At 62.6% G+C, this 23,739-nt stretch carries 25 protein-coding genes; 12 read left to right on the top strand and 13 right to left on the bottom strand.

Translation table 11 applies throughout. The features are described from left to right. Positions 1-30: 30 nt before the first annotated feature. Positions 31-1,182 (top strand): response regulator, encoded by a 1,152-nt coding sequence (locus ACQ4W0_RS22480; RefSeq protein ID WP_436578775.1) that lies wholly within the window; start codon positions 31-33, stop codon positions 1,180-1,182. Here ACQ4W0_RS22480 and ACQ4W0_RS22475 read toward each other — a convergent pair. Together ACQ4W0_RS22475 and ACQ4W0_RS22470 are read right to left on the bottom strand one after the other, a co-directional pair. Next, positions 1,175-2,464, bottom strand: coding sequence for an extracellular catalytic domain type 1 short-chain-length polyhydroxyalkanoate depolymerase (locus ACQ4W0_RS22475; protein WP_436578774.1), 1,290 nt, complete (start codon positions 2,462-2,464; stop codon positions 1,175-1,177). The two genes, ACQ4W0_RS22480 and ACQ4W0_RS22475, sit on opposite strands and share 8 nt — an antisense overlap. A gap of 54 nt (positions 2,465-2,518) precedes the next feature. Beyond that, positions 2,519-2,932 carry a CopG family transcriptional regulator gene (locus ACQ4W0_RS22470; RefSeq protein ID WP_101483396.1) on the bottom strand — a complete coding sequence of 138 codons (414 nt, stop codon included), beginning with the start codon at positions 2,930-2,932 and terminating at the stop codon, positions 2,519-2,521. 278 nt (positions 2,933-3,210) lie between these two features. On the opposite strand from ACQ4W0_RS22470, the gene ACQ4W0_RS22465 reads away from it, so the two are divergent. From ACQ4W0_RS22465 to ACQ4W0_RS22455, 3 genes are all read left to right on the top strand, one after another. Beyond that, positions 3,211-3,444 carry a DUF1289 domain-containing protein gene (locus ACQ4W0_RS22465; RefSeq protein WP_242428551.1) on the top strand — a complete coding sequence of 78 codons (234 nt, stop codon included), beginning with the start codon at positions 3,211-3,213 and terminating at the stop codon, positions 3,442-3,444. 8 nt (positions 3,445-3,452) lie between these two features. After that, entirely contained in the window at positions 3,453-4,376 is a 924-nt protein-coding gene (locus ACQ4W0_RS22460) for an MBL fold metallo-hydrolase (RefSeq protein WP_436578773.1), read from the top strand. 99 nt (positions 4,377-4,475) lie between these two features. Beyond that, positions 4,476-5,429 carry an NAD(P)H-dependent flavin oxidoreductase gene (locus ACQ4W0_RS22455; RefSeq protein ID WP_436578772.1) on the top strand — a complete coding sequence of 318 codons (954 nt, stop codon included), beginning with the start codon at positions 4,476-4,478 and terminating at the stop codon, positions 5,427-5,429. A gap of 48 nt (positions 5,430-5,477) precedes the next feature. Here the strand turns inward: ACQ4W0_RS22455 and ACQ4W0_RS22450 are convergent, their stop codons facing one another. The 9 genes from ACQ4W0_RS22450 to ACQ4W0_RS22410 form a co-directional block, all read right to left on the bottom strand. After that, positions 5,478-6,059 (bottom strand): hypoxanthine-guanine phosphoribosyltransferase, encoded by a 582-nt coding sequence (locus tag ACQ4W0_RS22450; RefSeq protein ID WP_436578771.1) that lies wholly within the window; start codon positions 6,057-6,059, stop codon positions 5,478-5,480. A 63-nt stretch (positions 6,060-6,122) separates the two neighbouring features. Then, positions 6,123-7,379: a phenylacetate--CoA ligase family protein gene (locus ACQ4W0_RS22445; RefSeq protein WP_436578770.1), complete on the bottom strand. Its 1,257-nt coding sequence runs from the start codon at positions 7,377-7,379 to the stop codon at positions 6,123-6,125. Further along, positions 7,376-7,735: an MmcQ/YjbR family DNA-binding protein gene (locus ACQ4W0_RS22440; protein ID WP_436578769.1), complete on the bottom strand. Its 360-nt coding sequence runs from the start codon at positions 7,733-7,735 to the stop codon at positions 7,376-7,378. The genes ACQ4W0_RS22445 and ACQ4W0_RS22440 overlap by 4 nt, the downstream gene beginning before the upstream one ends. A 16-nt stretch (positions 7,736-7,751) precedes the next feature. After that, entirely contained in the window at positions 7,752-8,597 is an 846-nt protein-coding gene (locus tag ACQ4W0_RS22435) for an ABC transporter ATP-binding protein (RefSeq protein WP_436578768.1), read from the bottom strand. A gap of 63 nt (positions 8,598-8,660) precedes the next feature. Further along, positions 8,661-9,980, bottom strand: coding sequence for an ABC transporter substrate-binding protein (locus tag ACQ4W0_RS22430; RefSeq protein WP_436578767.1), 1,320 nt, complete (start codon positions 9,978-9,980; stop codon positions 8,661-8,663). A 64-nt stretch (positions 9,981-10,044) separates the two neighbouring features. After that, on the bottom strand, positions 10,045-11,103 hold the full coding sequence (locus ACQ4W0_RS22425; RefSeq protein ID WP_436578766.1) for a branched-chain amino acid ABC transporter permease: 1,059 nt from the start codon (positions 11,101-11,103) through the stop codon (positions 10,045-10,047). A gap of 43 nt (positions 11,104-11,146) precedes the next feature. Beyond that, positions 11,147-12,043: a branched-chain amino acid ABC transporter permease gene (locus tag ACQ4W0_RS22420; RefSeq protein WP_198521486.1), complete on the bottom strand. Its 897-nt coding sequence runs from the start codon at positions 12,041-12,043 to the stop codon at positions 11,147-11,149. A 23-nt stretch (positions 12,044-12,066) separates the two neighbouring features. Next, complete coding sequence (locus ACQ4W0_RS22415) at positions 12,067-12,882, bottom strand: ABC transporter ATP-binding protein (protein ID WP_029496076.1); 816 nt, start codon at positions 12,880-12,882, stop codon at positions 12,067-12,069. Positions 12,883-12,896: 14 nt separating this feature from the next. After that, positions 12,897-14,828 (bottom strand): AMP-binding protein, encoded by a 1,932-nt coding sequence (locus ACQ4W0_RS22410; RefSeq protein ID WP_436578765.1) that lies wholly within the window; start codon positions 14,826-14,828, stop codon positions 12,897-12,899. Positions 14,829-15,007: 179 nt separating this feature from the next. Here ACQ4W0_RS22410 and ACQ4W0_RS22405 point away from each other — a divergent pair, with 179 nt between their 5' ends. The 6 genes from ACQ4W0_RS22405 (at position 15,008) to ACQ4W0_RS22380 (ending at position 20,088) form a co-directional block, all read left to right on the top strand. Further along, a complete protein-coding gene (locus ACQ4W0_RS22405; protein WP_436578764.1) occupies positions 15,008-15,706 on the top strand; it encodes a Crp/Fnr family transcriptional regulator in 699 nt (232 codons plus the stop codon). 125 nt (positions 15,707-15,831) lie between these two features. Then, positions 15,832-17,643 (top strand): aminopeptidase P family protein, encoded by a 1,812-nt coding sequence (locus ACQ4W0_RS22400; protein WP_436578763.1) that lies wholly within the window; start codon positions 15,832-15,834, stop codon positions 17,641-17,643. After that, a complete protein-coding gene (locus tag ACQ4W0_RS22395) occupies positions 17,643-17,891 on the top strand; it encodes a hypothetical protein (protein WP_071079957.1) in 249 nt (82 codons plus the stop codon). The genes ACQ4W0_RS22400 and ACQ4W0_RS22395 overlap by 1 nt, the downstream gene beginning before the upstream one ends. Next, complete coding sequence (locus ACQ4W0_RS22390) at positions 17,892-18,632, top strand: MgtC/SapB family protein (protein WP_102121414.1); 741 nt, start codon at positions 17,892-17,894, stop codon at positions 18,630-18,632. A 16-nt stretch (positions 18,633-18,648) separates the two neighbouring features. Next, entirely contained in the window at positions 18,649-19,236 is a 588-nt protein-coding gene (locus ACQ4W0_RS22385) for a DUF924 family protein (RefSeq protein WP_436578762.1), read from the top strand. 9 nt (positions 19,237-19,245) lie between these two features. Continuing rightward, a complete protein-coding gene (locus tag ACQ4W0_RS22380) occupies positions 19,246-20,088 on the top strand; it encodes a Rossmann-like and DUF2520 domain-containing protein (protein ID WP_436578761.1) in 843 nt (280 codons plus the stop codon). A gap of 1 nt (position 20,089) precedes the next feature. Here ACQ4W0_RS22380 and ACQ4W0_RS22375 read toward each other — a convergent pair whose 3' ends face one another. Continuing rightward, positions 20,090-21,586, bottom strand: a complete 1,497-nt coding sequence (locus tag ACQ4W0_RS22375; RefSeq protein WP_436578760.1) for a sensor domain-containing diguanylate cyclase — start codon at positions 21,584-21,586, stop codon at positions 20,090-20,092. A gap of 224 nt (positions 21,587-21,810) precedes the next feature. Here ACQ4W0_RS22375 and ACQ4W0_RS22370 point away from each other — a divergent pair, with 224 nt between their 5' ends. After that, a complete protein-coding gene (locus ACQ4W0_RS22370) occupies positions 21,811-22,173 on the top strand; it encodes a hypothetical protein (protein ID WP_436578759.1) in 363 nt (120 codons plus the stop codon). 142 nt (positions 22,174-22,315) lie between these two features. Here ACQ4W0_RS22370 and ACQ4W0_RS22365 read toward each other — a convergent pair whose 3' ends face one another. Beyond that, positions 22,316-22,897: a putative pterin-binding protein gene (locus tag ACQ4W0_RS22365; protein ID WP_436578758.1), complete on the bottom strand. Its 582-nt coding sequence runs from the start codon at positions 22,895-22,897 to the stop codon at positions 22,316-22,318. A 237-nt stretch (positions 22,898-23,134) separates the two neighbouring features. Between ACQ4W0_RS22365 and ACQ4W0_RS22360 the strand changes: the two genes are divergently transcribed. After that, positions 23,135-23,716: a porin family protein gene (locus ACQ4W0_RS22360; protein WP_436578757.1), complete on the top strand. Its 582-nt coding sequence runs from the start codon at positions 23,135-23,137 to the stop codon at positions 23,714-23,716. Positions 23,717-23,739: the final 23 nt, after the last annotated feature.

Raw genomic sequence — 23,739 nt, 5'->3', positions numbered from 1 at the left:
AAGGATAACTATGCAGAACGAAGGACGGGCATGAAAGCGCCAGCAGGCAAGCCAACCATCCTGGTAGTCGACGACACGCCAGATAATATCGACCTGTTGCGCGCGGTGCTGGAAGACGATTACCGGACCAAGATCGCCGTCAATGGCGAGCGCGCCCTGAAGATTGCTGGCGGCGGCGACCAGCCCGACCTGATCCTGCTCGACATCATGATGCCGGGCATGAGCGGCTACGATGTGTGCCGCGCGCTGAAGGCCGATCCCGCCACGGCCAGCATACCCGTGATTTTTGTGACCGCCATGAGCGAAGTGGCCGACGAGCAGCTGGGCCTGGCGCTGGGCGCCGTCGACTACATCACCAAGCCGATTTCGGCGCCCATCGTGCTGGCGCGCATCAGGACGCAGCTGGCGATGAAGCAGATGCAGGATTTCTTGCGCGACCAGAACCAGTACCTGGAAACGGAAGTGGAGCGGCGCGTGCAGGAAGTGGCGGCGCTGCAGGACGTCACCATTCACGCCATGGCGTCGCTGGCCGAGACGCGCGACAGCGAGACGGGCAACCATATCCGCCGCACCTCGCACTACCTGAAGGCGCTGGCCGAGAAAGTACGCGGCCTGCCGCGTTTCCGCGATTTTTTGACGGACAAGAATATCGAACTGCTGTTCAAGACGGCGCCGCTGCATGACATCGGCAAGGTGGGCATCCCCGACCATATCCTGCTCAAGCCGGGGCGTTTCGAACCGCACGAAATGGCCATCATGAAGACGCACACCACCCTGGGGCGCGACGCCATCCTGGCGGCCGAGCACGAGCTGGGCATCGAAGTCGATTTCCTCAAGTACGCCAAGGAGATCGCCTACGGCCACCATGAAAAATGGGATGGCAGCGGTTACCCGCTAGGGCTCGCAGGCGAAGACATTCCGATTTCGGCGCGCCTGATGGCGCTGGCCGACGTCTATGACGCCCTGATCAGCCGGCGCATCTACAAGCAGGGCATGGACCATGCGCAGGCCGTGCAGATCATCGTCGAGGGGCGCGGTTCGCACTTCGACGCCGAGATCGTCGACGCCTTCCTGGAGATCCAGGACCAGTTCATCGCCATCTCCAAGCGCTATGCCGATGGCGTGTGCGAGATCGCCGACAAGCAGCGGCAGATCGCGCCATACACCGAAAACATCAACTGACGGTCTTGAAGAAGCGTAGCATCTCTCGGCTGGCGTCCGGGCCTTTGCCGTCCGTATAGCTGCCGCTGCCGCTGCCGCCGGACCACGCGTGGCCGGCGCCATGGATGACCCAGTGTTCGCCCAGCGGCGAGCCATCGGCCTGGCTGTGCGTGGTGCGCGTGTAGCGGTGGCCATTCGGTACGCTGCCGTCGATGGAAGCGGCCTTGGCCGCCTTGCCGCCAGCCTGGCTGCGCAGACCCTGGGCAATCAGTTCATCGCCATTGCGCGGGTTAACGGTGGTGTCGCGGTCGCCATGGAAAACGATGATGGGTACGCCACCCGCCGGTGCCTTGCGCTGGGCATTGGGCATGGCGCCGCCCTTCATGGCGGCCAGCGCCGACGGCAAGTCCTGCGCCGAGGCGAAGGGCAGGCCTGAATGCACGCCGACGGCGGCAAACAAATCCGGGTACAAGGTGCCGACAATGACGGCCATGGCGCCGCCCGCCGACAGGCCGGCGACGAATACTTCGCGTTCATTCACCGGGTAGTCGTCGATGACTTGCCGCGCGATGCCGGCGATCAGCGACGGTTCGCCCTGGTCGCGCTGCTGGTCGATGGCATTGAACCAGTTCCAGCAGCGCGAACTGTTGGCACCCTGCGTCTGCGCCGGATAGACGACAAAACATTCCTTTTCTTCGGCCAGCGCATTCATCTGCGTGCCGGCCGCGAAATCGTCGGGATTTTGCGTACAGCCGTGCAGCATCACGATCAGCGGCATGGCTTGGCCGTGATAGCTGCTGGGGATATACAGCTTGTACGAACGCGTGCCCGCATGGTTGCGGTACACGCCGTCGATGAACTGCGCGCCAGCGGGTATCTGCGCCGGCGCGGCGGCCGGCGCGTTGAAACCTGGCGGATGAAAATTCGGCATCTCGAAGCTGGGCAGGTCGAAGCTGTGCTGCCCCAGGCTGACAGGCACGCCCAGGCGCGCCATGAAATCCTGCGCGAATTCCTGCGCCGCCTGTGCCGGCGTGGGCGGCACAGGCGCCGCTTCCGGCGCGGCATCAGCTTGCGGCTGCGCGGCCCGGGCCTGCGCGGATGGCGGTGCCGGTGGTGGCGCCGGTGGTGGATTAATGTCGCGCATGGCCTGCGGTGGCGATTGCTGCGTGGACGCTGGCTGTGGCGCCAGGCCGGCGGCAGACAGCGCTTGCTGGATCGCTTCGGTGGCGGCGGCAGGACCTTGGCCAATCAGATTGCGGGTTGCGGCGCGCATGTGCGCCAACATGTTGAGAGGTAGTTTCATGACCATCCTTAACGGTGCCGCGCATCGGCCGGGTCATCGCCGCGAACCAATACGCTAGTGAATTCGCCCTGCGAGCGCTGTCTTGACGACAGTGCTGGCATGCAGGGCACCTAATACGAAAATCGACTCAATGGTGGCCAGTGCCAGTTCCACGGAGACGTCGCTGGCGATGCTGGCCAGTCCCAGGACCTGGATCTGCAGGCGCTGGCCGGCTGCCTGGATCGCTTCCAGGTCGGCGCGCGAATAATGCTGCATGCCCAATACCAGGCTTTTACGGGCGACGGTTTGCCTGACCACGTCGGCGTGGATACCCAGCTGGTTGCGTATGGCCGTACGGATCAGATCCGTGCGGTTGGAATAAAATCCCTCCTGGACCAGCAGATCGATCTGCCCCAGGTCGATCAAGCCGAGGTTGATCGTGATTTTCTCGGATTCCCCAATTTTGGGCTTGCTGTCTTGCTTGGCCATAAGTCTCCAAAAACTCCCCGTGGCATCCATTTGCCATCTGTATGGATGGTAGTATAGTTCTGAAATATTTCAAGTCAAGCAGGATCTGACCTGATCGTGTTGTAGGACGAATGCCCGCAGAGTGAAAACGCGATATAAAATAAATGTGCGATAGATGACTTTTTAATCATGTTTTGCGCCGGAAATATAGTGATAGAAACATTGCATGGCAGTGGTATCGCCTCGCCGGCATGGTTTCGCGGCATAATGAAAGCCTTCACGTTTACCAATGCCGCTCCATGATGGTCGCTACCCCACCTCCGCCAGCCGTTCCGCTCCCCTTGCCGTCACCGGTGCCGTCGCCCTGTGTCAGCCTGTGCAAGATGAACCGCAACAGTGGCTTGTGCGAAGGCTGCTTGCGCACGCTCGATGAGATCATCGCCTGGAGCAAGGCCGACGACGACTTCAAGCGCGCCGTGTGGGCCGAATTGCCAGGCCGCGAATCTTTGCTCGATTTCGAGTCCGACTACTGAGGAAGCCCATGCCGCGATCGCCAGCGCTGTTCCCCGATTCCATGCAGGTGTTCGAACGCGGCTGGCTGTCGTCGAACAACATCCTGTTCAAGGGCAAGGATGACGCGGCCCTGATCGACAGCGGCTATGTCACGCATGCGCCGCAAACACTGGCCTTGCTGCGCCATAGTTTGCAAGGGCGACCGCTGGACCGCTTGTTCAACACCCATCTGCACTCCGACCATTGTGGCGGCAACGCGCTGCTGCAAGCCGAATATGGCTGCCAGACGGCCATTCCCGTGTCGGAAGCGGACAAGGTGAGAGCGTGGGATGTCGATGCTCTCAGCTTCCAGGCCACGGGCCAGCAATGTCCGCGCTTCGGCTTTGACGCCACCATTTCTCCCGGCGACACATTCTCCCTGGCCGACCTGCGTTGGCAGGCGCTGGGCGCGCCCGGCCACGATCCCCATTCATTGATCTTTTATTGTGCCGACGAGGGCATCCTCATTTCCGCCGACGCCCTGTGGGAAAACGGCTTTGGCGTGATCTTCCCCGAACTCGATGGCGGCTCCGGCTTTCTTGAAGCGCGCGCCACGCTGGACCTGATCGCCAGCCTGGACGTGCAGGTCGTCATTCCCGGCCATGGACGGCCCTTCCAGGACGCCGCTGGCGCCCTGCAGCGTGCTTACTCGCGTCTCGATTACCTGTCGTCGGACCCCGTGCGCAATGCGCAGAATGCCGTCAAGGTGTTGCTGAAATTTTTGCTGCTGGAACGCCAGCGCATCGCCCTCGCCGAGATACCGGCCCTGCTGCGCGGCATGCCCATCTTCGAAGAGGCTAACCGGCGCTTCCTGCGCCAGGAGGCGGCCGCGCTGGCCGAGTGGGCCGTCTCGCAGCTGGTGAGAGCTGCAGCGGCAAGGGTCGAGGGTGAGTACTTGCTTAACGAGGGCTGAAACGGCTAAGCGATAAATTCAGCACGACCGTACTTTTTCTGCACTATAATCAACGTTCAGTGTGTTCCTCATCCCGATCAACTTTCCAGCGAGTCCGCCATGGCATTGCCTGTTGCGTTGCAAAACCTCTCCTTACCCGTTATCGCCTCGCCGATGTTCATCGCCAGCGGCCCGGCCCTCGTCGCGGCGCAGTGCAAGGCCGGCATCGTCGGTTCCTTTCCGGCCCTGAACGCGCGTCCCGCCGCATTGCTCGACACCTGGCTCACTGAGCTGCAAGCCGAGCTGGCAGCCTTCCAGGCCGCCAATCCCGACAAAAAAGTGGGGCCGATCGCCGTCAACCAGATCGTGCACCAGTCGAACGACCGCCTGGCGCATGACGTGGAAGTGTGCGTGAAACACCGGATTCCCATCATCATTTCCTCGCTGCGCGCGCCGCCCAAGGAAATGCTCGACGCCATCCACAGCTATGGCGGCATCGTGCTGCATGACGTGATTTCGATCCGTCACGCGAAAAAGGCGCTGGAGGCGGGTGTCGACGGCTTGATTTTGGTGGCCAGCGGCGCCGGCGGCCATGCGGGCACCCTGTCGCCGTTCGCGCTGGTGGGCGAAGTACGCAAATTCTTTGACGGTCCGCTGGCGCTGTCGGGCTCCATCGCCACCGGCGATGCCGTGCTGGCCGCGCAAGCCATGGGTGCCGACTTTGCCTACATCGGCTCGCGCTGGCTGGCGACCAAGGAATCGAACGTCAGCGACGGTTACCGCGACGCCATCGTGGAATCGGCTGCATCGGACATCGTCTACACGAATCTGTTTACGGGCGTGCACGGGAATTATCTGAAAAAATCGATCGTCGCGGCCGGACTCGATCCGGAAGCCTTGCCCGAAGCGGACAAGAGTTCGATGAATTTTGGCTCCGGCAGCGCCAAGGCCTGGCGCGATATCTGGGGCGCCGGCCAGGGCGTGGGTCTGATGGATGATGTGCCAAGCGTAGAAGAGATGGTGGCGCGCCTGAAGGCCGAATACGATGCGGCGCGCGCGCGCCTGAAGCTGTAACGCTGGTGCTGCCGGATGACGCGGCATGCCGCGTCATCCGAGCCATCCTTACTCGTGCTTCAAATCCTCGGGCTTGATGGCCCACAGGCCCGGCAGGTTGCGCCAGTAGCCGTACGCATCCATGCCGAAGCCGACGACGAAGCGGTTCGGGATCACCAGGCCGACGATGTCCGCCTGTACGGGCTTTTTCTTGCCGATGGCCTTGTCGGCGAACACAGCCAGGATGACTTCCGAGGCGCCCATGTCCAGCAAACGCTGCTTGACGTGCGCCAGGGTTTCGCCCTCGTCGAGAATATCGTCGAGCACGATGACGGTGCGGCCCGCCACGTTCGAACGGGGAATGACCTTCCACACCACTTCGCCACCCTTGTCATCGTCGCCGTAGCGGCTCACATGGATGTAGTCGAATTCGAGCGGGAAGCTCAGTTGCGGCAGCAGGTTGCCCGTAAAGACGACGGCGCCGCCCATCACGCCCAGCACCAGCGGGAACTCTTTCGAGTCCTCGGCGTTGAAGCGCGTGTTGAGTACATCGGCCATGCGCGTGATCGACGCCTGCACGGTATCTTGGTCGAACAGCAGTTCCGCGTTCTTGATCAGGTCACGGGCACGGTTGTGATGAAATTCTTGCATGGACTCTTGCATGGCGATGAATGGGGCTGATGGTCAATGCCGGTATTATCCCGCAATTTCGCCTTATTTGTAATCGCGCATGTCGTCAATGACCTTGCCATCCTGCGCCAGACTGCCCACAGCTACCAGCACCACGTCGCCACGCAGCTTGGTCAGTTCGCGGATCGAGCCGATGATCGCCTCGGTGCCGCTGGCGTCAAGCGGATCGTCGACTTCGCAATGCAAAGCCATCTCGTCGTTGGCCATGCGTCCCGATACCACCAGCCGCGCCTTTTTGATCTGCGGATGGCGGCGCGCGATTTCATGCACCTGCGACGGATGCACGAACATGGCGCGCACCTTGGTGGTCTGGTCGGCGCGTCCCATCCAGCCGCGGATGCGCGTATTCGTGCGTCCGCACGGCGAATCCGGCGCGTCCATCAGCACCGCCGATAAGTCTCCCGTGGCGAAGCGGATCAGCGGGTAGTCGGCATTGAAGACGGTGACGACGACTTCGCCCACCTCGCCCGGTGCGACGGGAATGCCGCTGCCCGGGTGTACGATTTCGAGCAACACGTTTTCGTCAACGACCATGCCCGGATTGAGCTTGCCATTGCTGGCCGTTTCATAGGCGATGCTGCCGATATCGGCCGAGGCATAGGTCTGGAACACGTGCGGCACGCCGTTCTCGGCAAACCAGCTGCGCAAGGATTCGGGCAAGGCTTCCGCGCCCATCACGGCCTTGGTGACGCTGCTGATGTCGGCGCCCATCTCGCGCGCCTTCTCGATGATCAGTTTCAGGAATGACGGCGTGCCGATATACGTGTCCGGCTTCAGGTCGACCATCGCCTGCACCTGCATTTCCGTCTGGCCGATGCCGGCCGGGATGACGGTGCAGCCGATGCGCGCGGCGCCCCCTTCGACCATGAAGGCGGCCGGTGTGAAGTGATACGAAAAGCAGTTTTGCAGCAAGCCGCCGGCGCGCACGCCGGCTGCATACATGGGCCGCGCGAAGCGCCACCAGTCGGGGCCGCGGCCTTCCGGATCGAAGATGGGGCCGGGCGAGACGAACACGCGCGACAGGGCGTTCTTCGGCGTCGTATTCAAGCCGCCGAACGGCAAGGCATCGTGCTGCAATTGCTTGAGGTCGGACTTGCGCGTCACGGGCAGTTGCGCCAGCGCGGCGCGGCTGGTGATGTCGGCCGCGTTGACGCCATCGAGGATGCGGGCCCAGCCCGGCGCCTTTTGCGCGCGCGCGATCAGCTGCGGCAGGCCGGCCATCAATTCGCGTTCGCGCGCTTCGGGGGCGCGTGCTTCCAGACTGTCGAGCGTATCGGTCATGTTGCTGATTCTCCAATGTCACGTTGCAGTTTTTTCGTCAGCCTGGCAAAAATCAGGCTGTATGAGCGGTGCAGCAGGGTCGCCATTTCCCCGTCGTCGAGCGCGTCAGGGCTGGCGATATGCACCCACTTGGCCCGCGCCAGGTAGGGCGCCGGGCGAAAGCCGGGGCGGTCCGTCAATTCCAGGAAGCGTTCCGCATCGACCTTGAAGCTCATGCCGCGCGTGCTGTGTGCTTCCGCGCCGCACAGCGCGAACAGCCGGCCACCGACGGAAAACGCCAGCACGTTCGTCCATTTGACGTCTTCTGTCGCGCCGGGAAAGCCGCGGCACACCTGCTTGGCTCGTTCCAGGTCCATGAAGGCAGCTCCCGTGTCAGGCCAGCCAGCGCTTGCGGCGGCGGTAGAACTTCATGTCGCGGAAGCTCTTGCGCCCGGCGCTGGAGACGCCCAGATAGAACTCTTTGACGTCTTCGTTGCTGGCCAGTTCCTGGGCTTGTCCTTCCATCACCACCCGTCCGTTTTCCAGGATGTAGCCGAAGTCGGCGTAGCGCAGCGCCACGTTGGTGTTCTGTTCGGCCAGCAGGAAAGACACGTTTTCCTTGTGGTTTAGGTCCTTGACGATGCCGAAGATCTCTTCGACGATCTGCGGCGCGATGCCCATAGACGGCTCGTCCAATAAAATCATCGAGGGCTTGGCCATCAGCGCACGGCCGATGGCGCACATCTGCTGTTCGCCGCCCGAGGTATAGCCGGCCTGGCTGCTGCGCCGCGTTTTCAGGCGTGGGAAATAGTGATACACCTTCTCCAGCGCGTCTTTCAGCTCGCCGCGCGACAGGCTGCGCGTGTAGGCGCCCGTCAGGAGGTTTTCCTCGATGGTCAGGTGGCCGAAACAGTGCCGGCCTTCCATCACTTGCGACAGGCCCCGTTTCACCAGTTCATTCGGCGTTAATTGATCCACGCGCTCGCCCTTGAACTGGACCTCGCCCTTGGTGACGTCGCCGCGTTCGCCGCGCAGCAGGGTCGAGATGGTTTTCAGGGTGGTCGACTTGCCGGCGCCGTTGGCGCCCAATAGCGCCACGATCTTGCCCTGCGGGACTTGCAGCGACACGCCTTTCAGGACCAGGATCACGTGGTCGTAGATGACTTCGATATTGTTCACCGACAGATAGGGCGGCGGCGCGTCCGGCTTGATCGGGGATTGCGTGGCAGTGTGGGTCATGGCTGCTTCTTTAAAATGTTAAACACGGGACCGGCGCGCTGGCACCGGTCCGGTTCTAAATGCTTACTTCATGCACGCAGGCGTGATCTTCTTCTCTTCGGCGTACTTGCCAGACGATTCCTCGACCAGCTTGCGCACCAGGGCCTTGTCGCCGACGATCCATTTCGGCGTGATGGCGGTCCATTTCTTGCCATCCCACTGCTGCACCTTCACGGCGCCCGAGCCTTCATGGTCGTCGCAGCTGGTCTTCACGGTGGGGAACATGCCCAGCGCGCCGACGGCCTTCTGGCGTGCATCGTCGACGTTCAGGTTTTCCAGGCCCCAGCGCATCTGCTCACCCGTGATTGGTTTGCCCTTGCCGAATTTTTCCTGCGCCACGCGGATCGCTTCCACCCACAGGATGCCGGCTGTCACGCCGCGCATGTGGTAGACGGAGCCGATGCGCGACTGGTCGGACAGGTTGCCTTTGCCGGACGCGTAGAGTTTCTTGCGGATGTCATCGAGCACGGGGTAGTTGCCCGGCGTATTGAATGTCATCGCCGTGTAGCCTTTGGCCGCGTCGCCCGATGGAATCGTGTCTTCCTCGGAGCCGGCCCACCAGACGCCCAGCATTTTGTCGCGCGGGAAGCCGTTGCGCTGCGCCGTCTTGATGGCAACAGAGTTCATCACGCCCCAGCCCCACAGGATCACGTGGTCCGGCTTGGCCTGGCGGATTTGCAGCCATTGCGATTGCTGTTCGCTGCCGGGCGGCGCGACGGGGATTTTCACCAGCTCGAAGCCGTACTGTTTCGACAGCGCTTCCAGCACGGGCAGTGGCTCCTTGCCGAAAGCCGAATCGTGGTACAGGTGGACGATCTTCTTGCCTTTCAGCTTGTCCATGCCGCCATCCTTGTCGCCCAGGTACTTGATCATGGCGGCGGCCTGGCTCCAGTAGCTGGAGATCAGCGGATACACATACGGGAAGACCTTGCCGTTGGCGGCATCCGAGCGGCCGTAGCCGATCATCGTCATGGGGATCTTGTCTTGCGCCACGCGGTCCAGGATGCCGTAGGCGACGCCCGTGGACAGGGTTTCGACCAGGGTGGCGCCGCCCTGCTTGGTTTTCAGGCGTTCATAGCATTCCACGCCGCGCGACGGGTTGTATTCGGTTTCGCATTCTTCCCAGCTGATCTTGACGCCATTGACGCCGCCGGCCTGGTTGACCAGGTTGAAGTAGTCGATGATGCCGCCGTAGAAACCGGAGCCGCCGGCCGCGTAAGGGCCTACGCGGTAGGACGGCAGGGCGATGTACTGCTCCTTCTCCTGTGCCTGCGCCGGGCCGGCGAGGGTGAGTGCGGCACTGGCGATGGCGGCGGCCAGCATGAGCGATTTGATGTGTTTCATTGTGTCTCCTCTTGTTTTATTTGGTATTCAAGTGAACCGACATCGGACTGCAAGGTACAAATTCCTAGTGCGGGAAAGGCCACAGGCGTAATTTCTCTTTCGCGATCTGCCACAGCCTGGCCAGGCCGTGCGGCTCGACGATCAGGAAGAAGATGATCAGCGCGCCGAACACCATCAGTTCCAGGTTCGAGGCCACGCTGGTCGGCAATGCCAGGCCATGCGCGATGGTGTTCAGGAAGACGGGCAGCAGCACGATAAAGGCCGCGCCCAGGAAGGAACCCAGGATCGAACCGACGCCGCCGATGATGATCATGAACAGGATGCGGAAGGACAGGTCCAGGTTGTACGCTTCCGGCTCCACCGTGCCCAGGTAGGCATACGCATACAGCGCGCCGGCCACGCCGCAGTAGAACGAGCTGACGGCGAAGGCCAGCAGCTTGGTGCGCATCAGGCGAAAACCGATCACTTCGGCGGCCATGTCCATGTCGCGCACGGCCATCCACGAGCGGCCCACGTTCGAGCGGATCATGTTCTTGGCCAGCAGCGCCATGCCGGCGACGATGGCCAGCACCAGCAGGTATTTGCTTTGCGGCGTATCGAACTGGTAGCCGAGGATGGTCATTTTCTGCGCCGTGATCACACCCGAGGAGCTGTAGTTGGTCAGGTACGGGATCTTGGTCAGGCACCAGACGACAAAAAACTGCGTCGCCAGCGTGGAGGCGGCCAGGTAAAAGCCGCGGATGCGCAAGGAGGGCAGGCCGAAGGCGATGCCCACCATGGCCGCGCACAGGCCGCCCAGAATGAACGACACCAGCAGCGGCAAGCCAGGCAGGCGTGCCATGAAGTTATATGAGGCAAAGGCGCCCACGGCCATGAAGGCGGCCGTGCCCAGCGACAGCTGGCCCGCGTAACCGGTCAGGATGTTCAGGCCCAGTGCTGCCAGCGCGAAGATCAGGAAGGGAATCAGGATCGCCGACAGCATGTAGGGCGAGGCAAAATACGGCAGGAGGAAGACGGCGACGAGCAGCGTGGCCGTCAGCGCCAGGCGGTCCTGGCGGATCGGGAAAATCTGGTTGTCAGCCTGGTAGCTGGTCTTGAATTGTCCTGCTTCACGGTAAATCATGGCGTGTCCTTTGTGATGGGTGCGTCGTGTGCATGGTGCGGCGTCAGATGCGCCGGATGATCTTCTCGCCGAACAGGCCTTCCGGGCGCACCAGCAGGAACAGCAGGGCCAGCACATACGGGAACCAGCCTTCGATGCCGCCGCCCACCATGGGGCCAAGGTAGACTTCGGCCAGCTTTTCCGAGGCGCCGATGATCAGGCCACCGACGATGGCGCCGGGCACTGACGTGAAGCCGCCGAGTATCAGCACCGGCAAGGCTTTGAGGGCGATGAAGGTGAGGGCAAACTGCACGCCGTTGCGCGCGCCCCACAGCAAGCCCGCCACCATGGCCACCAGGCCCGCCACGCCCCACACCACGGCCCAGATGCGTTGCAGCGGGATGCCGACCGCCAGCGCCGCCTGGTGGTCGTCGGCGACGGCGCGCAGGGCGCGGCCCACCTTGGTTTTCGAAAACAGCAACGCCAGGCAGATCACCAGCAGCGCGCAGATGCCGGCCGCCATCAGGTCGAACTGCGAGATGTTGATGTCGAAGCGGTCCATCAGGAACTGCATCGGCACGTCTTCGATGGGCAGGTCCAGCTTGTGCACTTGCGAGCCCCACATCAGCTGCGCCAGGCCTTCGATAAAGAAGGTCAGGCCGATGGTGGCCATGAAGAGCGTGATTTCCGGCTGGTTGACGAGAGGGCGCAAGACCACCCTTTCAATCGCCATGCCCAGCACGATCATGGTGAGCATCGTCAGCGGGATGGCCAGCCATAGCGACAGGCCGAACTTGTCCATGATGCCGACGCAGGTGAGGGCGGCAAAGAACACCATCGCACCCTGCGCAAAGTTGAACACGCCCGAGGCCTTGTAGATCAGGACAAAACCGATCGCCACCAGCGCGTACATGACGCCCGACAGCAGGCCGCCGATCAGCACTTCAAAGAAAAAATTGATATTCATACGGTGTCCAATGCGTCCTAGTGGGCCACGCCGAGATAGGCGTTGATGACATCCTGGTTGCTGCGCACCTCGTCGGGTGTGCCGTCGCCGATCTTCTTGCCGTAATCGAGCACCACCACGCGGTCGGAGATATCCATCACCACGCCCATGTCGTGTTCGATCAGCACGATCGTTGTGCCCAGCTGGTCGTTGACGTCGAGGATGAAGCGGCACATGTCCTGCTTTTCTTCCACGTTCATGCCGGCCATCGGTTCATCCAGCAGCAAAATTTCCGGTTCGGCCACCAGCGCGCGACCCAGTTCCACGCGTTTTTGCAAGCCGTAGGGCAGGCGCCCCACGGGTGTCTTGCGGATGGCCTGGATTTCCAGGAAGTCGATGATCTCTTCGGCCTTCTTGCGGTGCTCGATTTCCTCGCGCCGCGCCGGGCCCCAATACAGGGCTTGCAAGAGAAAATTCGACTTCATCTTCAGGTTGCGTCCCGTCATGATGTTATCGAGCACCGTCATGCCCTTGAACAGGGCGATGTTCTGGAAGGTGCGAGCGATGCCGGACTTGGCGGCCGCGTAGCAATCCATGCCGCGCCGGTGCTCGCCCCGATAAATGATCTCGCCCTGCTGCGGGCGGTACACGCCATTGATCACGTTCAGCATCGAGCTCTTGCCGGCGCCGTTCGGGCCGATGATGGCGCGGATTTCATGCTGTTTGACGTCAAACGAGATGTCGGTCAGTGCTTTCACGCCGCCGAACGACAGCGAGATGTTCTTCAGGTCGAGGATCACGGGGCCGGTCTTGCGGGCCGTGCCGAAATGGGCGTCGGGTTCGTTCATTTGCATCGTGCTGTGCTCCATCATGCGGCCAGGCCCTGGGGCCGATACGTTTTGCTGTCCCAGATCTGCAGGTCGGCGCTGGTCGAACCGGTGCGGCCATCCTCGAATTTCACCTGGGTCTCGATGTATTGCGTTGCCTTGCCCTCATACAGGGCGGAAATGAGCACCGCGTACTTTTCGGCGATGAATTTGCGGCGCACCTTGCGCGTGCGCGTCAGCTCGTCGTCGTCCGGGTCGAGTTCCTTGTGCAGCACCAGGAAGCGGTGCACCTGCGTGCGGTCCATCAAGGGATCGGTCGCCAGTTCCGCGTTGACCTGCTCGATGCAGTCGCGGATCAAGCCGTAGGTTTCGGCACGCGCCGCCAGGTCGGTGTAGCCGGCATACGCGATGCCGCGCCGCTCGGACCAGTTGCCCACCGCTTCGATGTCGATATTGATGAAGGCGCACACCTGGTCGCGCGCATGGCCGAAGGCCACCACTTCCTTGATGAAGGGGAAAAACTTGAGCTTGTTCTCGATGTAGTTGGGCGCGAAGATGGCGCCGCAGGTCAGCTTGCCGACATCGGCCGCGCGGTCGATGATTTTCAGGTGGCCTTCGCTATCGAACACGCCCGCGTCGCCCGTATGAAAGTAGCCGTCGGCATCGATCACTTCGGCGGTGGCATCGGGACGCTTGAAGTAGCCGCTCATGGTGGCCGGCGACTTCACCAGCACTTCGCCATTGGCCGCCAGCTTGACTTCCACGCCGGGCGCCGGCAAGCCCACGCTGTCGAACTTGATATTGCCGTCCGGCTGCAGACACACATAGGCGCAGGTTTCAGTGGAGCCGTACAGCTGCTTGAGGTTGACGCCGATGGAGCGGTAGAAGCGGAACAGGTCGGGGCCGATGGCGGCGCCGGCCGTATAGGCGACGCGCACGCGCGTCAGTCCCAGCACGTTTTTCAGGGGGCCGTAGACCAGCAGTTCGCCCAGCTTGTAGCTGAGGCGATCCGCCAGCGACACGGGCTTGCCGTCCAAAATCTGCGCGCCGCAGCGCTTGGCCACGTCCATGAAATGGCTGAACATGTGGCGCTTGATGCTGCTGGCGTCTTCCATGCGTATCATCACGCTGGTGAGCATGTTCTCGAACACGCGCGGCGGGGCAAAGTAGCAGGTGGGGCCGATTTCGCGCATGTCGATCATCACCGTGTCGCCCGATTCGGGGCAATTGACGGTGAAGCCGGCCACCATGGCCTGCGCCAGCGAAAACAGGCAGTCGCCCACCCATGCCATGGGCAGGTAGGACAGGATGTCTTCCTCGTCGGTGAGCTTGTCGAAGGCCACGCCGCCTTCGCCGGCCGCCAGCAGCGCCGTGTGGCTCTGGCACACGCCCTTCGGTTTACCCGTGGTGCCGGAGGTATACAGGATCACGGCGGAGTCACTGCCTCGTCCCGCTTCCACCGCAGCTTCGAAGAAGCCCGGATGTTCGCGGTCGTAGGCCCTGCCCAGCACCTGCAGGGCGGCAAAGGACGTCAGCTCCGGCTGGCGGTAATGGCGCATGCCCCGTTCATCGTCATAGGCGATGTGGGCGATGTGCGGATACAGGGCCTTGAGTTCGAGCAGCTTGTCGACCTGCTCCTGGTCTTCGACGATGGCGTAGCAGATTTCGGCATCCTGCAGCACATAGGCCATGTCGGCGGCCGGCGCGTCCTGGTACAGTGGCACGGGTACGCCGCCCAGGCTTTGCGCGGCCAGCATGGCCCAGTACAGGCGGGGACGGTTGTCGCCAATGATGGCCAGATTCATGCCGCGCTGGAAGCCGATGGCAGCCAGACCGCAGGCCAGAGCGCGCACCTCCTCGTTGACCTCCAGCCAGGTCCAGGTTTGCCAGATGCCCAGGTGTTTTTCGCGGAATGCGGGCTTGTCGGATCGTACTGTGCCGTGTTGCAATAAGCGCCGCGGAAAAGTCGGCATCGTTGCTGTGGTAGTCGTTTGCACCAGTGTCTCCCTGTTGCTTGTCTCAGGCGCCACCTCGTTGGATGGCGCTCTGTGTTTTTATGTGTAAGGCGTTTGTGCAATGATAGTAGCTTGCGTTAGTTTGCCGAGTTGTCTTTTCGGGGACATTTACCCACTTTTCGATGGTGCATTGCACAATGACCTACCCTGATATCAGTCTGAAGGATGCCGTGCGCGCGGCCAACTGGGCGCAGCTGCTCGATCCCGTGCAAATGGCCAGGGTCGAGGCGGATGTGTTTGAAACCTTCGTGCCGAAAGGCGGCTTTGTCTGCCGCAAGGGCGAGCCGGTGGACAACTGGATCGGCGTCATCAGCGGCATGGTCAAGATGAATAATTTTTCCGCCTCGGGCAAGGCCATGACCTTCATCGGCGTGCCGCCCGGCAGCTGGTTTGGCGAAGGCTCGCTGCTCAAGCGCGAAATGCGCAAATACGACACCATGGCGCTGCGCGACACGCGCGTGGCGCGGCTGCCCGGCACCACCTTCCACTGGCTGCTGGAAACGAGTCTGCCATTCACGCGTTTCTTGCTGATGCAGCTCAATGAGCGCCTGGGCCAGTTCATCGGCATGGTGGAAAACGAGCGTCTGCTCGACCTGAACACGCGCGTGGCGCGCTGCCTGGCATCGATGTTCAATTCGCACCTGTACCCTGGCGTCGATACGCTGGTGCAGCTGTCGCAGGAAGAGATCGGCCTGCTGTCGGGTTCCTCGCGCCAGCGCGCCAACCAGGCTCTGCAGGTGCTGGAAAAGAAAGGCTTGCTGCGCCTCGATTATGGCGGCATCCGCGTGCTGGACCTGGAAGGCTTGCGCCGCTACGAGGCCGATGATGGTGAATGATGTGTTGCTCGACGAGGTGCGGCACCTGACGGAGCAGCACTATTAATCGTTGCTGCAGGCGCAGTGCCTTAGCCGGGCTAATCGCGGTATCATAGGTGCTTCCCAGCACCGCTCTTTTCGGCCCCATGCAGACACCTGACCAATCCACTCCCGCCTCCCGTTTGTCGCAACTGCGCAGCGCCATGCGTGCGCAGCACATCGACGCCTGCATCGTGCCCTCGGCCGACCCGCATCTGTCCGAGTACCTGCCGGCGCGCTGGCAGGGCCGTGAGTGGCTGTCCGGCTTTACGGGGTCGGTCGGCACCCTGGTCGTGACGCAGGATTTCGCCGGCGTGTGGACCGATGGCCGTTACTGGGAACAGGCGGAAGACGAACTGGCCGGCAGCGGCATCGTCCTGAAAAAAATCCCGTCCGGCGCCAGCGTGCTGTATATCGACTGGCTGGGCGAGACCATGCAGCCGGGGCAGACGGTGGCCGTCGATGGCGCCGTGCTGGGCCTGGCCAACGCGCGCCTGCTGCAGCAGGCGCTGGGCGCGCAGGTGACCCTGCGCACCGATACCGACCTGCTGCAAGCCGTGTGGCCGCAGCGTCCCGCCATGCCTGCCGCACCCGTGGTGGAACATGCGGCGGCGTATCCGGCCCTGGCGCGCATGGAAAAACTGGCGGCCCTGCGCGCCAGCATGGCCGCGCACGGCGCCAGCCACCATGTGATTTCCACCTTGGATGATATCGCCTGGCTGTTCAACCTGCGCGGCGCCGACGTGAACTACAACCCCGTCTTCCTCGCGCATGCGCTGGTGGGACCGGAGCGCGCCACCCTGTTCGTGGCCGATGGCAAGCTGCCCGCCGCGTTGCGCGCCACGCTGGAGAGCCAAGGCGTGGACGTGGCCGCGTATGACCGGGCCGGCACCGCGCTGGCCGCCCTGCCTGATAGCGCCACCTTGCTGCTGGACCCGCGCCGCATCACGTTTGGCACGCGCCAGGCCGTGCCTGAATCGGTGCCGGTGGTGGAAGCGATCAACCCGACCACCCTGGCCAAGTCGCGCAAGACGGCGAGCGAAGCGGCGCACGTACGCGCCGCCATGGAGCAGGACGGCGCCGCCCTGTGCGAATTTTTCAGCTGGTTAGACAGCACCCTGGCCGACCCGCAGCGCGCACCGTTGACGGAAATCGGCGTCGACAAACACCTGACGGCATGCCGCGCGCGCCGTGCACATTTTGTGAGCCCCAGTTTCGGCACCATCGCCGGCTTCAACGCGCACGGCGCGATCATGCATTACCACGCCCATGCAGGCACGGAGGCGACCATCGAAGGCGATGGCTTGCTGCTGATCGATTCGGGCGGCCAGTACCTGGGCGGCACCACGGATATCACGCGCGTGGTCCCCGTCGGCACGATCACCGCCGAACACAAGCGCGATTTCACCCTGGTCTTGCGCAGCATGATCGCCCTGTCGCGCGCGCAGTTCCCGCGCGGCGTGAAGTCGCCCATGCTCGATGCGATTGCCCGCGCACCGCTGTGGGCCGAGGGCATCGACTTTGGCCATGGCACGGGCCACGGCGTGGGCTTTTTCCTCAACGTCCACGAAGGCCCGCAATCGATTTCGCAGTCCGCCATGCCGGAGCCGCAGACAGCCATGGAGATCGGCATGATCACCTCCATTGAACCGGGCATCTACCGTCCCGGCCAGTGGGGTATCCGCATCGAGAACCTGGTGCTCAACGTCCCCGCCGCGTCCTCGCAGTTTGGCGACTTCTTGCGCTTTGAAACCCTGACTCTGTGCCCGATCGACACGCGCTGCGTCGAGCGGTCGCTGTTGCGCGACGACGAGGCGGCCTGGCTCAACGACTATCACGCCACCGTGTGCGCGCGCCTGGCGCCGCACTTGGCGGGCGACGCGCTGGCGTGGCTGGAACAGCGCACGGGAGCCATCTGATGCGTTCGACCCGCGCCACCTCCGCCATCGAGCGACTCAAGGAACGCACCGGCCACCGCCTCTACACGATGGCGCGCACGGGCGATGAACTGTTTTTCCTCACCGAAGGCCCCGGCTTGCCGCCCCTGTGCCCACCGCTGGAACTGGATGCCTTTGTCGCCTTCGTGAATGGCCTGGGACCGCAAAAGGCGCGCCGCGTCAGCAAGCTCGATGTGGCGTTTGAAAAGCAGTTGACGAAAAAGCCCTAGATGCCGACCATCGACTTCCTGCGCGCCTACTGGTCGCCGGCCGAGCTGGCGACGAATGGCGTGATCCTGCTGAACCTGCTTGGCGCGCTGCTGCTGGGCTTGCTGGTGGGCTATGAACGCTCGTATCACGGGCGCGCAGCGGGCATGCGCACCTACAGCCTGGTGTGCATGGCCTCGGCCGCGCTGACGGTGCTGGGCGGCTATCCGGAGTTCTGGTACGGCGGCCATGGCGCCATCGTCGGCAGCGACCCCACGCGCGTCATCCAGGGTATTGTCACGGGCGTGGGCTTTCTGGGCGCCGGCGTCATCATGCGCGAGGGCTTCAATATCAGCGGCTTGACGACGGCTGCCTCGATCTGGGCCTCGTCCGTGATCGGCATCATGGTCGGCATCGGCTTTTATCTGTCGGCCATGGGCCTGGCCTTCCTGTGCGCGATGGCGATGATTTTTCTGTCAAAATTGGAGAACTGGCTGCCGTCGCGCCATGCAGTGGCCATCACCATGCGCTTCAAGCACGGGTTTGTTCCGCGCGAAGATGCGCTGCGGCGCATGGCCGCCAAGCGCGGCTACGACATCGCCGGCGGCTCGCTGACCATCGGCAGCACCGATGGCATGCAGGAATGGCGCTTTGTCGCCATTGCGCATGGCAAGAACACGGGCGCCAGCCTGTCGGCCATGTCGGCCGAACTGGCCGCCTTCGAAGGCATCGCCGGCTTCCAGCTGTCGCATGCCCGCAATTGATACGGATGCTGAGAGGATGGACATGGATGCACAGGCCCAAGACGTACTCGATTTCTGGTTCCTGCCGCCGGATAACCCTGACTACGGCCAGTCGCGCGTGGAATGGTTCCGCAAGGATGACGCCTTCGACGCGCAGATACGCGCGCGTTTCGGCGCGCTGATCGATGCCGCCATCGAGGGCGGCTTGCACGCGTGGGACGCGACGCCGCATGGCGCGCTGGCGCGCCTCATCGTGCTCGATCAATTCACGCGCAATGTGCATCGGAACACGCCACGCGCCTTTGCCGGCGACGCCCAAGCGCTGGCGCTGGCCGTCGCCTTGACGGACGCAGGGCAGGACCGGCAGTTGCCGCCGATGCTGCGCGCCTTTGCCTACCTGCCGTTCGAACACGCGGAAGACCTGGCCATGCAAGCGCGCGCCGTCGAGCTGTTCCAGCTGCTGTCGCAGGCGCAGCCCGGTTTTGACGGCATGCTCGATTATGCGCAGCGGCACCAGGAAGTGATTGCCCGCTTTGGCCGCTTCCCCCACCGTAATGCCATTCTCGGTCGGCCCTCCACGCCGGAAGAAGTGGAATTCCTGCGCCAGCCGGGATCGAGTTTCTAGCCTATCACCATGGACGTTACCCTGAATATCATCGGCGCCGGCCATGTGGGCCGCGTGCTGGGCCGTTTGTTCGCCGGCGCGGATAGTACGCCTGGCGGAAAAATCCTGGTGCAGGACGTGCTGACGCGTTCGATGGCGTCGGCGCAGGCGGCCGTGGATTTCATGGGCGCCGGCACCCCCGTCGCCAGCTATGCGGCCTTGCGGCGCGCCGACGTCACCCTGCTGGCCGTTTCCGACGATCAGATCGGCCCGGCCTGCGCGGCGCTGGTGGCCGAAGGACGCCAGGCGGGCGCCATCGTGTTTCACTGCAGCGGCGCGCTGGCCTCGAACGTGCTGCTGGCCGCCACGCAGGCCGGTGCTTTTGTCGCCAGCGCGCACCCGATCCGCAGCTTTGCCGACCCGCAGCAGGTGGCCGCCACCTTTGACGGCACGTTTTGCGGCATCGAAGGCGACCCGCTGGCACTGGCCTTCCTCACGCCGGCCTTGAATGCCATCGGCGCGCGCCCCGTGCCCATCGACCCGGCCGCCAAGACCCTGTATCACGCTGCTGCCGTGTTTGCCAGCAATTACCTGGTGACGGTGCTCGATGCCGCGCTGCGCGCCTACCAGGCGGCCGGCATTCCCGAGCCGGTGGCGCGCGAGCTGGCCCAGCCTTTGGTGACGGAAGCGGTGGCCAATGTGTTCCGCCTGGGCGCCGCGCCCGCGCTCTCCGGACCCATCGCACGGGGCGATGCTGCCACCGTGCAACGCCAGCAGCAGGCGGTGCAAAGCTGGGATGCCGCCACGGGCGAGTTGTACCGGGCGCTGGTGGCGCCGACGCAAGATCTGGCCAGGCGCAAGCGCGGGGGATGAATCAGGCGGCGTGCACGCCGTTGCGTCCCTGCTGTTTCGCCTGATACAGGGCGCTGTCGGCGCGCGAAAAGAAGGCTGATTCGCTTTCGTCGAGCCGGCATTCGGCCACGCCCAGGCTGATCGTCACGGGTACCTGCGGTGCGGGCAGGCCGAAATCGTGCCGCTCGACGGCGGCGCGCAGGTTTTCCGCCACTTCCATCGCCTGCGCCAGGCTGCAGTTATTCAGCAGCACCAGGTATTCCTCGCCGCCCCAGCGCGTGATGACGTCGCTTTCGCGCACGGTGGCGCGCGCCACGTCGGCCACGCCGCAAATGACCTTGTCGCCCCACAGGTGGCCGTGGGTATCGTTGACGCGCTTGAAGAAATCGATGTCGAACAGGATGGCCGACATCGGTTGCGCCGTGCGCTTGGACAAGAGCATGGCGCGCTGGAACAGCAGTTCCAGCGATTGGCGGTTCAATAGCCCGGTCAGCGCATCCGTCGAGGCGATGCGTTCGATGCGGCGCTGGTAGCGGTTCACCGTCAGCAAGGTCAGCACCAGTACCAGCAGGGTCACGCCAAAGCTGATGGCCAGATTCAGGATGAACACGCCCTGCAGCGACTTGACTTCGTCGCTGACATTCTGCTCGACCACCAGGTACCAGCCCAGCTCGGGAATGAAACGCGAGTTGACGAGGATTTGCGCACGGCCCAGCTGGTAAGACAGATGCGTCGGCGTACTCTGGTGGTTGATGATCTGGTCGGCAATGCTGGCCACGCCGGGCAAGTTGCGGATGTTACCGTGACCCTCGCGCATGGTCCTGCCCGCCAGTACCAGGGTGCCGGCGGCGTCGACAAAATAAATGTTGCGGTGGAAGCGTACCTGGTAGCGATCGATGATGTTGCTCATGGTGGCCAGAGTCAGGCCGATGCCGGTGGCGCCGATGAACCGGCCGTTGTAATCGACCACGCGGTGGTTGATGAAGATGGTCATGCTGTCGCGGTTGGCCATGTCCACGTCGACATTGGTTTCATAATCGGTCCTGTCCATGGCGCGCACGCGGTAGTACCAGATGTCGCGCTTCGCCTCAGGGCTGACGGATTTCAGGGTGCCTTCCGCGTAATAATATTTGCTGCTCTTGTCCGAGACGAGAAAGCTGGTGATGGCGCCGTATTTTTTCTTGACCTCGGCCAGGTAGCGCACGATCTGTTCCGGCTTGTTTTCGCCGGCGAGTATCCAGTCGCGCACGAAGGTGTCGTGCGCCATCAGCGAAGAGATGAAGACGGGGCGCAACATGTCCTTCTGGATCTCGGAATAGATATTGTCGCCCGTCAAAGGCAAGGTCTGGTCGGCGATGCCATGTTCGATGGCCTGGCGCGACGCCAGGTAGCTGGCCAGGCTGGTGGCCATGAAGCCCGCCCCCAGGATCAGGGTCAGGAGGATGAGCAGGCGGTACTTGATCGACAGAAGGCGCATGGAGACGAGGAAGTGGCAGGCGGGAAGGCAATCTTTACGCAAGCCAAAAGTATGCAGCAGGCCGGGTATTGGCGCAATGATAACTGGCTTTATTGATAATTTACGCTGGTGTACGCGACAAGATAACCACGACTTACCAAATAAAAGTGCCGATTTGTCGACAAAGATGCAAATTAGCAATAAGATTTGACGAGGGGAATCATTGCGCACCGCCCCTGTCTTGCCGCCCGTTTTCGGCGCAGGACACCACGCGCAGGGAGTGTTGCATGTTATTTTTAAAGAGTACGTCTGTCAGTAAGGCCCCCGGCATTTATGAAGTCGACATCGCCGCCAAACCACCGGGCAAGACCTTTGGCATTTTCCTCGCCACCGATCCCGATCATCCACCACATGCCTTGCTGGGGCAATTGAAGGTGCTCGGCTACGAGAACACCTATAGTTCGCCCTACCTGCACAAGGATCAGGGCAAGGTGCTGGACCTGCATTTCCAGAAGGATGGCACGGATATCTTCAAGGGCTGGAAAACCGAGGAGTGCACGCACAACCTGGCGGCCATCACGGCCCTGTTCGAGGAACACGGCATCACCATCGCGCCACGTGTTATGTCGATGGCCGAAGCCTACGCCTAAACGCCTATCAAAACCTACTGCGCGTCGGTATAGGCGGCCTGCGATGCTCACCGCCTCGGCGGCCCCGTACAAAGTACGGTTGCGCTTCTTAGCCACCTCTCCCTTCCGCTCGCTATGGTTTTGTTTGACGTTTTAAGTAGCGTCAACCCGTCTCCACGCCGATGTGATACAGCGCCCACGGGCAACTGGCGAAACGTTCGGCCAGGGGCAGTGCCGCTACGGTCGCGATGCGGTCGGCATCATGGATCGCCCATAGCGGCCCCAGGCCGCCCAGCGCCATCGCCTGCCCGTCCAGGTGGGTGGCGACAATAAAACGCTGCGCGCGCGCCTGCGCCACGGTCAGCGCCGCCGCAAAGCCATCCACGGCGCGCAGCAGCAGGCGCACGGCATCTTCCTCAGGCGCGCCCGCCGCCTTCAAGACATCGACCAGCAGCGGCCCGCGCAGGGCATGCGCCTTGCCATCGTACTGCAGCGTGGGGTGGATGGTGCGCGCCGGCAAGTTCGTCAGCGCCGCAAAGTCGAATGCCCGCGCCCGCTCAAAACTGATTTTCTGCTTGTGCATCATCTGGTCGCGCACGGCGTCGAACGGGCCCCGGTTGGGCTTGGCTATGCTGCCCGTGATGGTCAGCAGGGCTGGACCGCGCAGGCTGGCGGGCGCCGCCCGACCCAGGGTCGGCAGGGCAGTGGCGGCCATGGCGGCGGCGAGAAACTGGCGTTTGTGCATGCACCTCTCCTTTTGGGCTGAAAATTGCTAATGCTCTTAAGTCTATCTTAAGTTCGTGCAACAGGGCGCATTTTTACGTTATTGTCAGTTTGTAATGTCGACTTACATCTTGTCACAGTTCTTACGGAATGGAGAAAGACGTAGCTTTTTTCGGCTGTTATTGTGTAGTCATCGCACTTCGCTGAACTGCGAATTCAGGCACGAATCTAGGAACATTCACTAATTGAGAGAGAGAACATGATGAAGAAGAAAATCCTGTTTGCAATGATCGCTACTGCTACCGCATTGAGCGGCATGAGCGCTGCACACGCTGAAGGTGCCTATGTGGGTGCCGGCATCACGGGCAACCGCTACAATTTTGATATTCCTGGCGCCACCAGCGCCGATAATCACAGCGGCTACAAGGCAGGCGCCAAGATCTTCGCTGGTTACGATTTCGACAAAACCTGGGCGGTCGAGGGCGGTTACGCCGATTTCGGCAGCAAGGATTACAGCTATGTCACGGGCGCCGGCAACGGTTCCGTGAAAAGCGATTCGCACGGCTACTACCTGGCCGGCAAGGCCAGCATGCCGGTGAGCGATAAAGTGGGCGTGTTCGCCAAGCTCGGTGTGGCCAAGGTCCAGAATAGCCTGAGCGGCACGGGCCTGTCGACCGGCATCAGCGGCAACGACAAGACAGGCGTGTACGCTTCCGTCGGTGCCCAGTACGCCATCAACGAGAAAGTCTCGCTGACGGCGGAAGTGGAACACTTCGGCAAGAGTGCCGACCAGGGCCGCAAGGCTACCGGCCTGGCCCTGGGCGCGCGCTACAACTTCTAATGGTTTAGAAGTTCGCTGAAAAA

Origin of the sequence: Janthinobacterium breve, assembly GCF_051380895.1 — a bacterium.
In the GTDB taxonomy this organism is placed as follows: Bacteria; Pseudomonadota; Gammaproteobacteria; order Burkholderiales; family Burkholderiaceae_D; genus Janthinobacterium.
Note: the sequence above shows the minus strand (reverse complement) of the source record. Positions and strands in the feature narration are given on the sequence as shown.

Coding starts and splice junctions, on each gene's coding strand:
- ACQ4W0_RS22425 (WP_436578766.1), bottom strand. CDS start 11,103: ATGATTTACCGTGAAGCAGGACAATTCAAGACCAGCTACCAGGCTGAC.
- ACQ4W0_RS22400 (WP_436578763.1), top strand. CDS start 15,832: ATGCAGACACCTGACCAATCCACTCCCGCCTCCCGTTTGTCGCAACTG.
- ACQ4W0_RS22450 (WP_436578771.1), bottom strand. CDS start 6,059: ATGCAAGAATTTCATCACAACCGTGCCCGTGACCTGATCAAGAACGCG.
- ACQ4W0_RS22385 (WP_436578762.1), top strand. CDS start 18,649: ATGGACATGGATGCACAGGCCCAAGACGTACTCGATTTCTGGTTCCTG.
- ACQ4W0_RS22440 (WP_436578769.1), bottom strand. CDS start 7,735: ATGGACCTGGAACGAGCCAAGCAGGTGTGCCGCGGCTTTCCCGGCGCG.
- ACQ4W0_RS22430 (WP_436578767.1), bottom strand. CDS start 9,980: ATGAAACACATCAAATCGCTCATGCTGGCCGCCGCCATCGCCAGTGCC.
- ACQ4W0_RS22455 (WP_436578772.1), top strand. CDS start 4,476: ATGGCATTGCCTGTTGCGTTGCAAAACCTCTCCTTACCCGTTATCGCC.
- ACQ4W0_RS22410 (WP_436578765.1), bottom strand. CDS start 14,828: ATGCCGACTTTTCCGCGGCGCTTATTGCAACACGGCACAGTACGATCC.
- ACQ4W0_RS22470 (WP_101483396.1), bottom strand. CDS start 2,932: ATGGCCAAGCAAGACAGCAAGCCCAAAATTGGGGAATCCGAGAAAATC.
- ACQ4W0_RS22480 (WP_436578775.1), top strand. CDS start 31: ATGAAAGCGCCAGCAGGCAAGCCAACCATCCTGGTAGTCGACGACACG.
- ACQ4W0_RS22460 (WP_436578773.1), top strand. CDS start 3,453: ATGCCGCGATCGCCAGCGCTGTTCCCCGATTCCATGCAGGTGTTCGAA.
- ACQ4W0_RS22370 (WP_436578759.1), top strand. CDS start 21,811: ATGTTATTTTTAAAGAGTACGTCTGTCAGTAAGGCCCCCGGCATTTAT.
- ACQ4W0_RS22380 (WP_436578761.1), top strand. CDS start 19,246: ATGGACGTTACCCTGAATATCATCGGCGCCGGCCATGTGGGCCGCGTG.
- ACQ4W0_RS22365 (WP_436578758.1), bottom strand. CDS start 22,897: ATGCACAAACGCCAGTTTCTCGCCGCCGCCATGGCCGCCACTGCCCTG.
- ACQ4W0_RS22390 (WP_102121414.1), top strand. CDS start 17,892: ATGCCGACCATCGACTTCCTGCGCGCCTACTGGTCGCCGGCCGAGCTG.
- ACQ4W0_RS22395 (WP_071079957.1), top strand. CDS start 17,643: ATGCGTTCGACCCGCGCCACCTCCGCCATCGAGCGACTCAAGGAACGC.
- ACQ4W0_RS22435 (WP_436578768.1), bottom strand. CDS start 8,597: ATGACCCACACTGCCACGCAATCCCCGATCAAGCCGGACGCGCCGCCG.
- ACQ4W0_RS22465 (WP_242428551.1), top strand. CDS start 3,211: ATGATGGTCGCTACCCCACCTCCGCCAGCCGTTCCGCTCCCCTTGCCG.
- ACQ4W0_RS22415 (WP_029496076.1), bottom strand. CDS start 12,882: ATGCAAATGAACGAACCCGACGCCCATTTCGGCACGGCCCGCAAGACC.
- ACQ4W0_RS22445 (WP_436578770.1), bottom strand. CDS start 7,379: ATGACCGATACGCTCGACAGTCTGGAAGCACGCGCCCCCGAAGCGCGC.
- ACQ4W0_RS22360 (WP_436578757.1), top strand. CDS start 23,135: ATGATGAAGAAGAAAATCCTGTTTGCAATGATCGCTACTGCTACCGCA.
- ACQ4W0_RS22405 (WP_436578764.1), top strand. CDS start 15,008: ATGACCTACCCTGATATCAGTCTGAAGGATGCCGTGCGCGCGGCCAAC.
- ACQ4W0_RS22475 (WP_436578774.1), bottom strand. CDS start 2,464: ATGAAACTACCTCTCAACATGTTGGCGCACATGCGCGCCGCAACCCGC.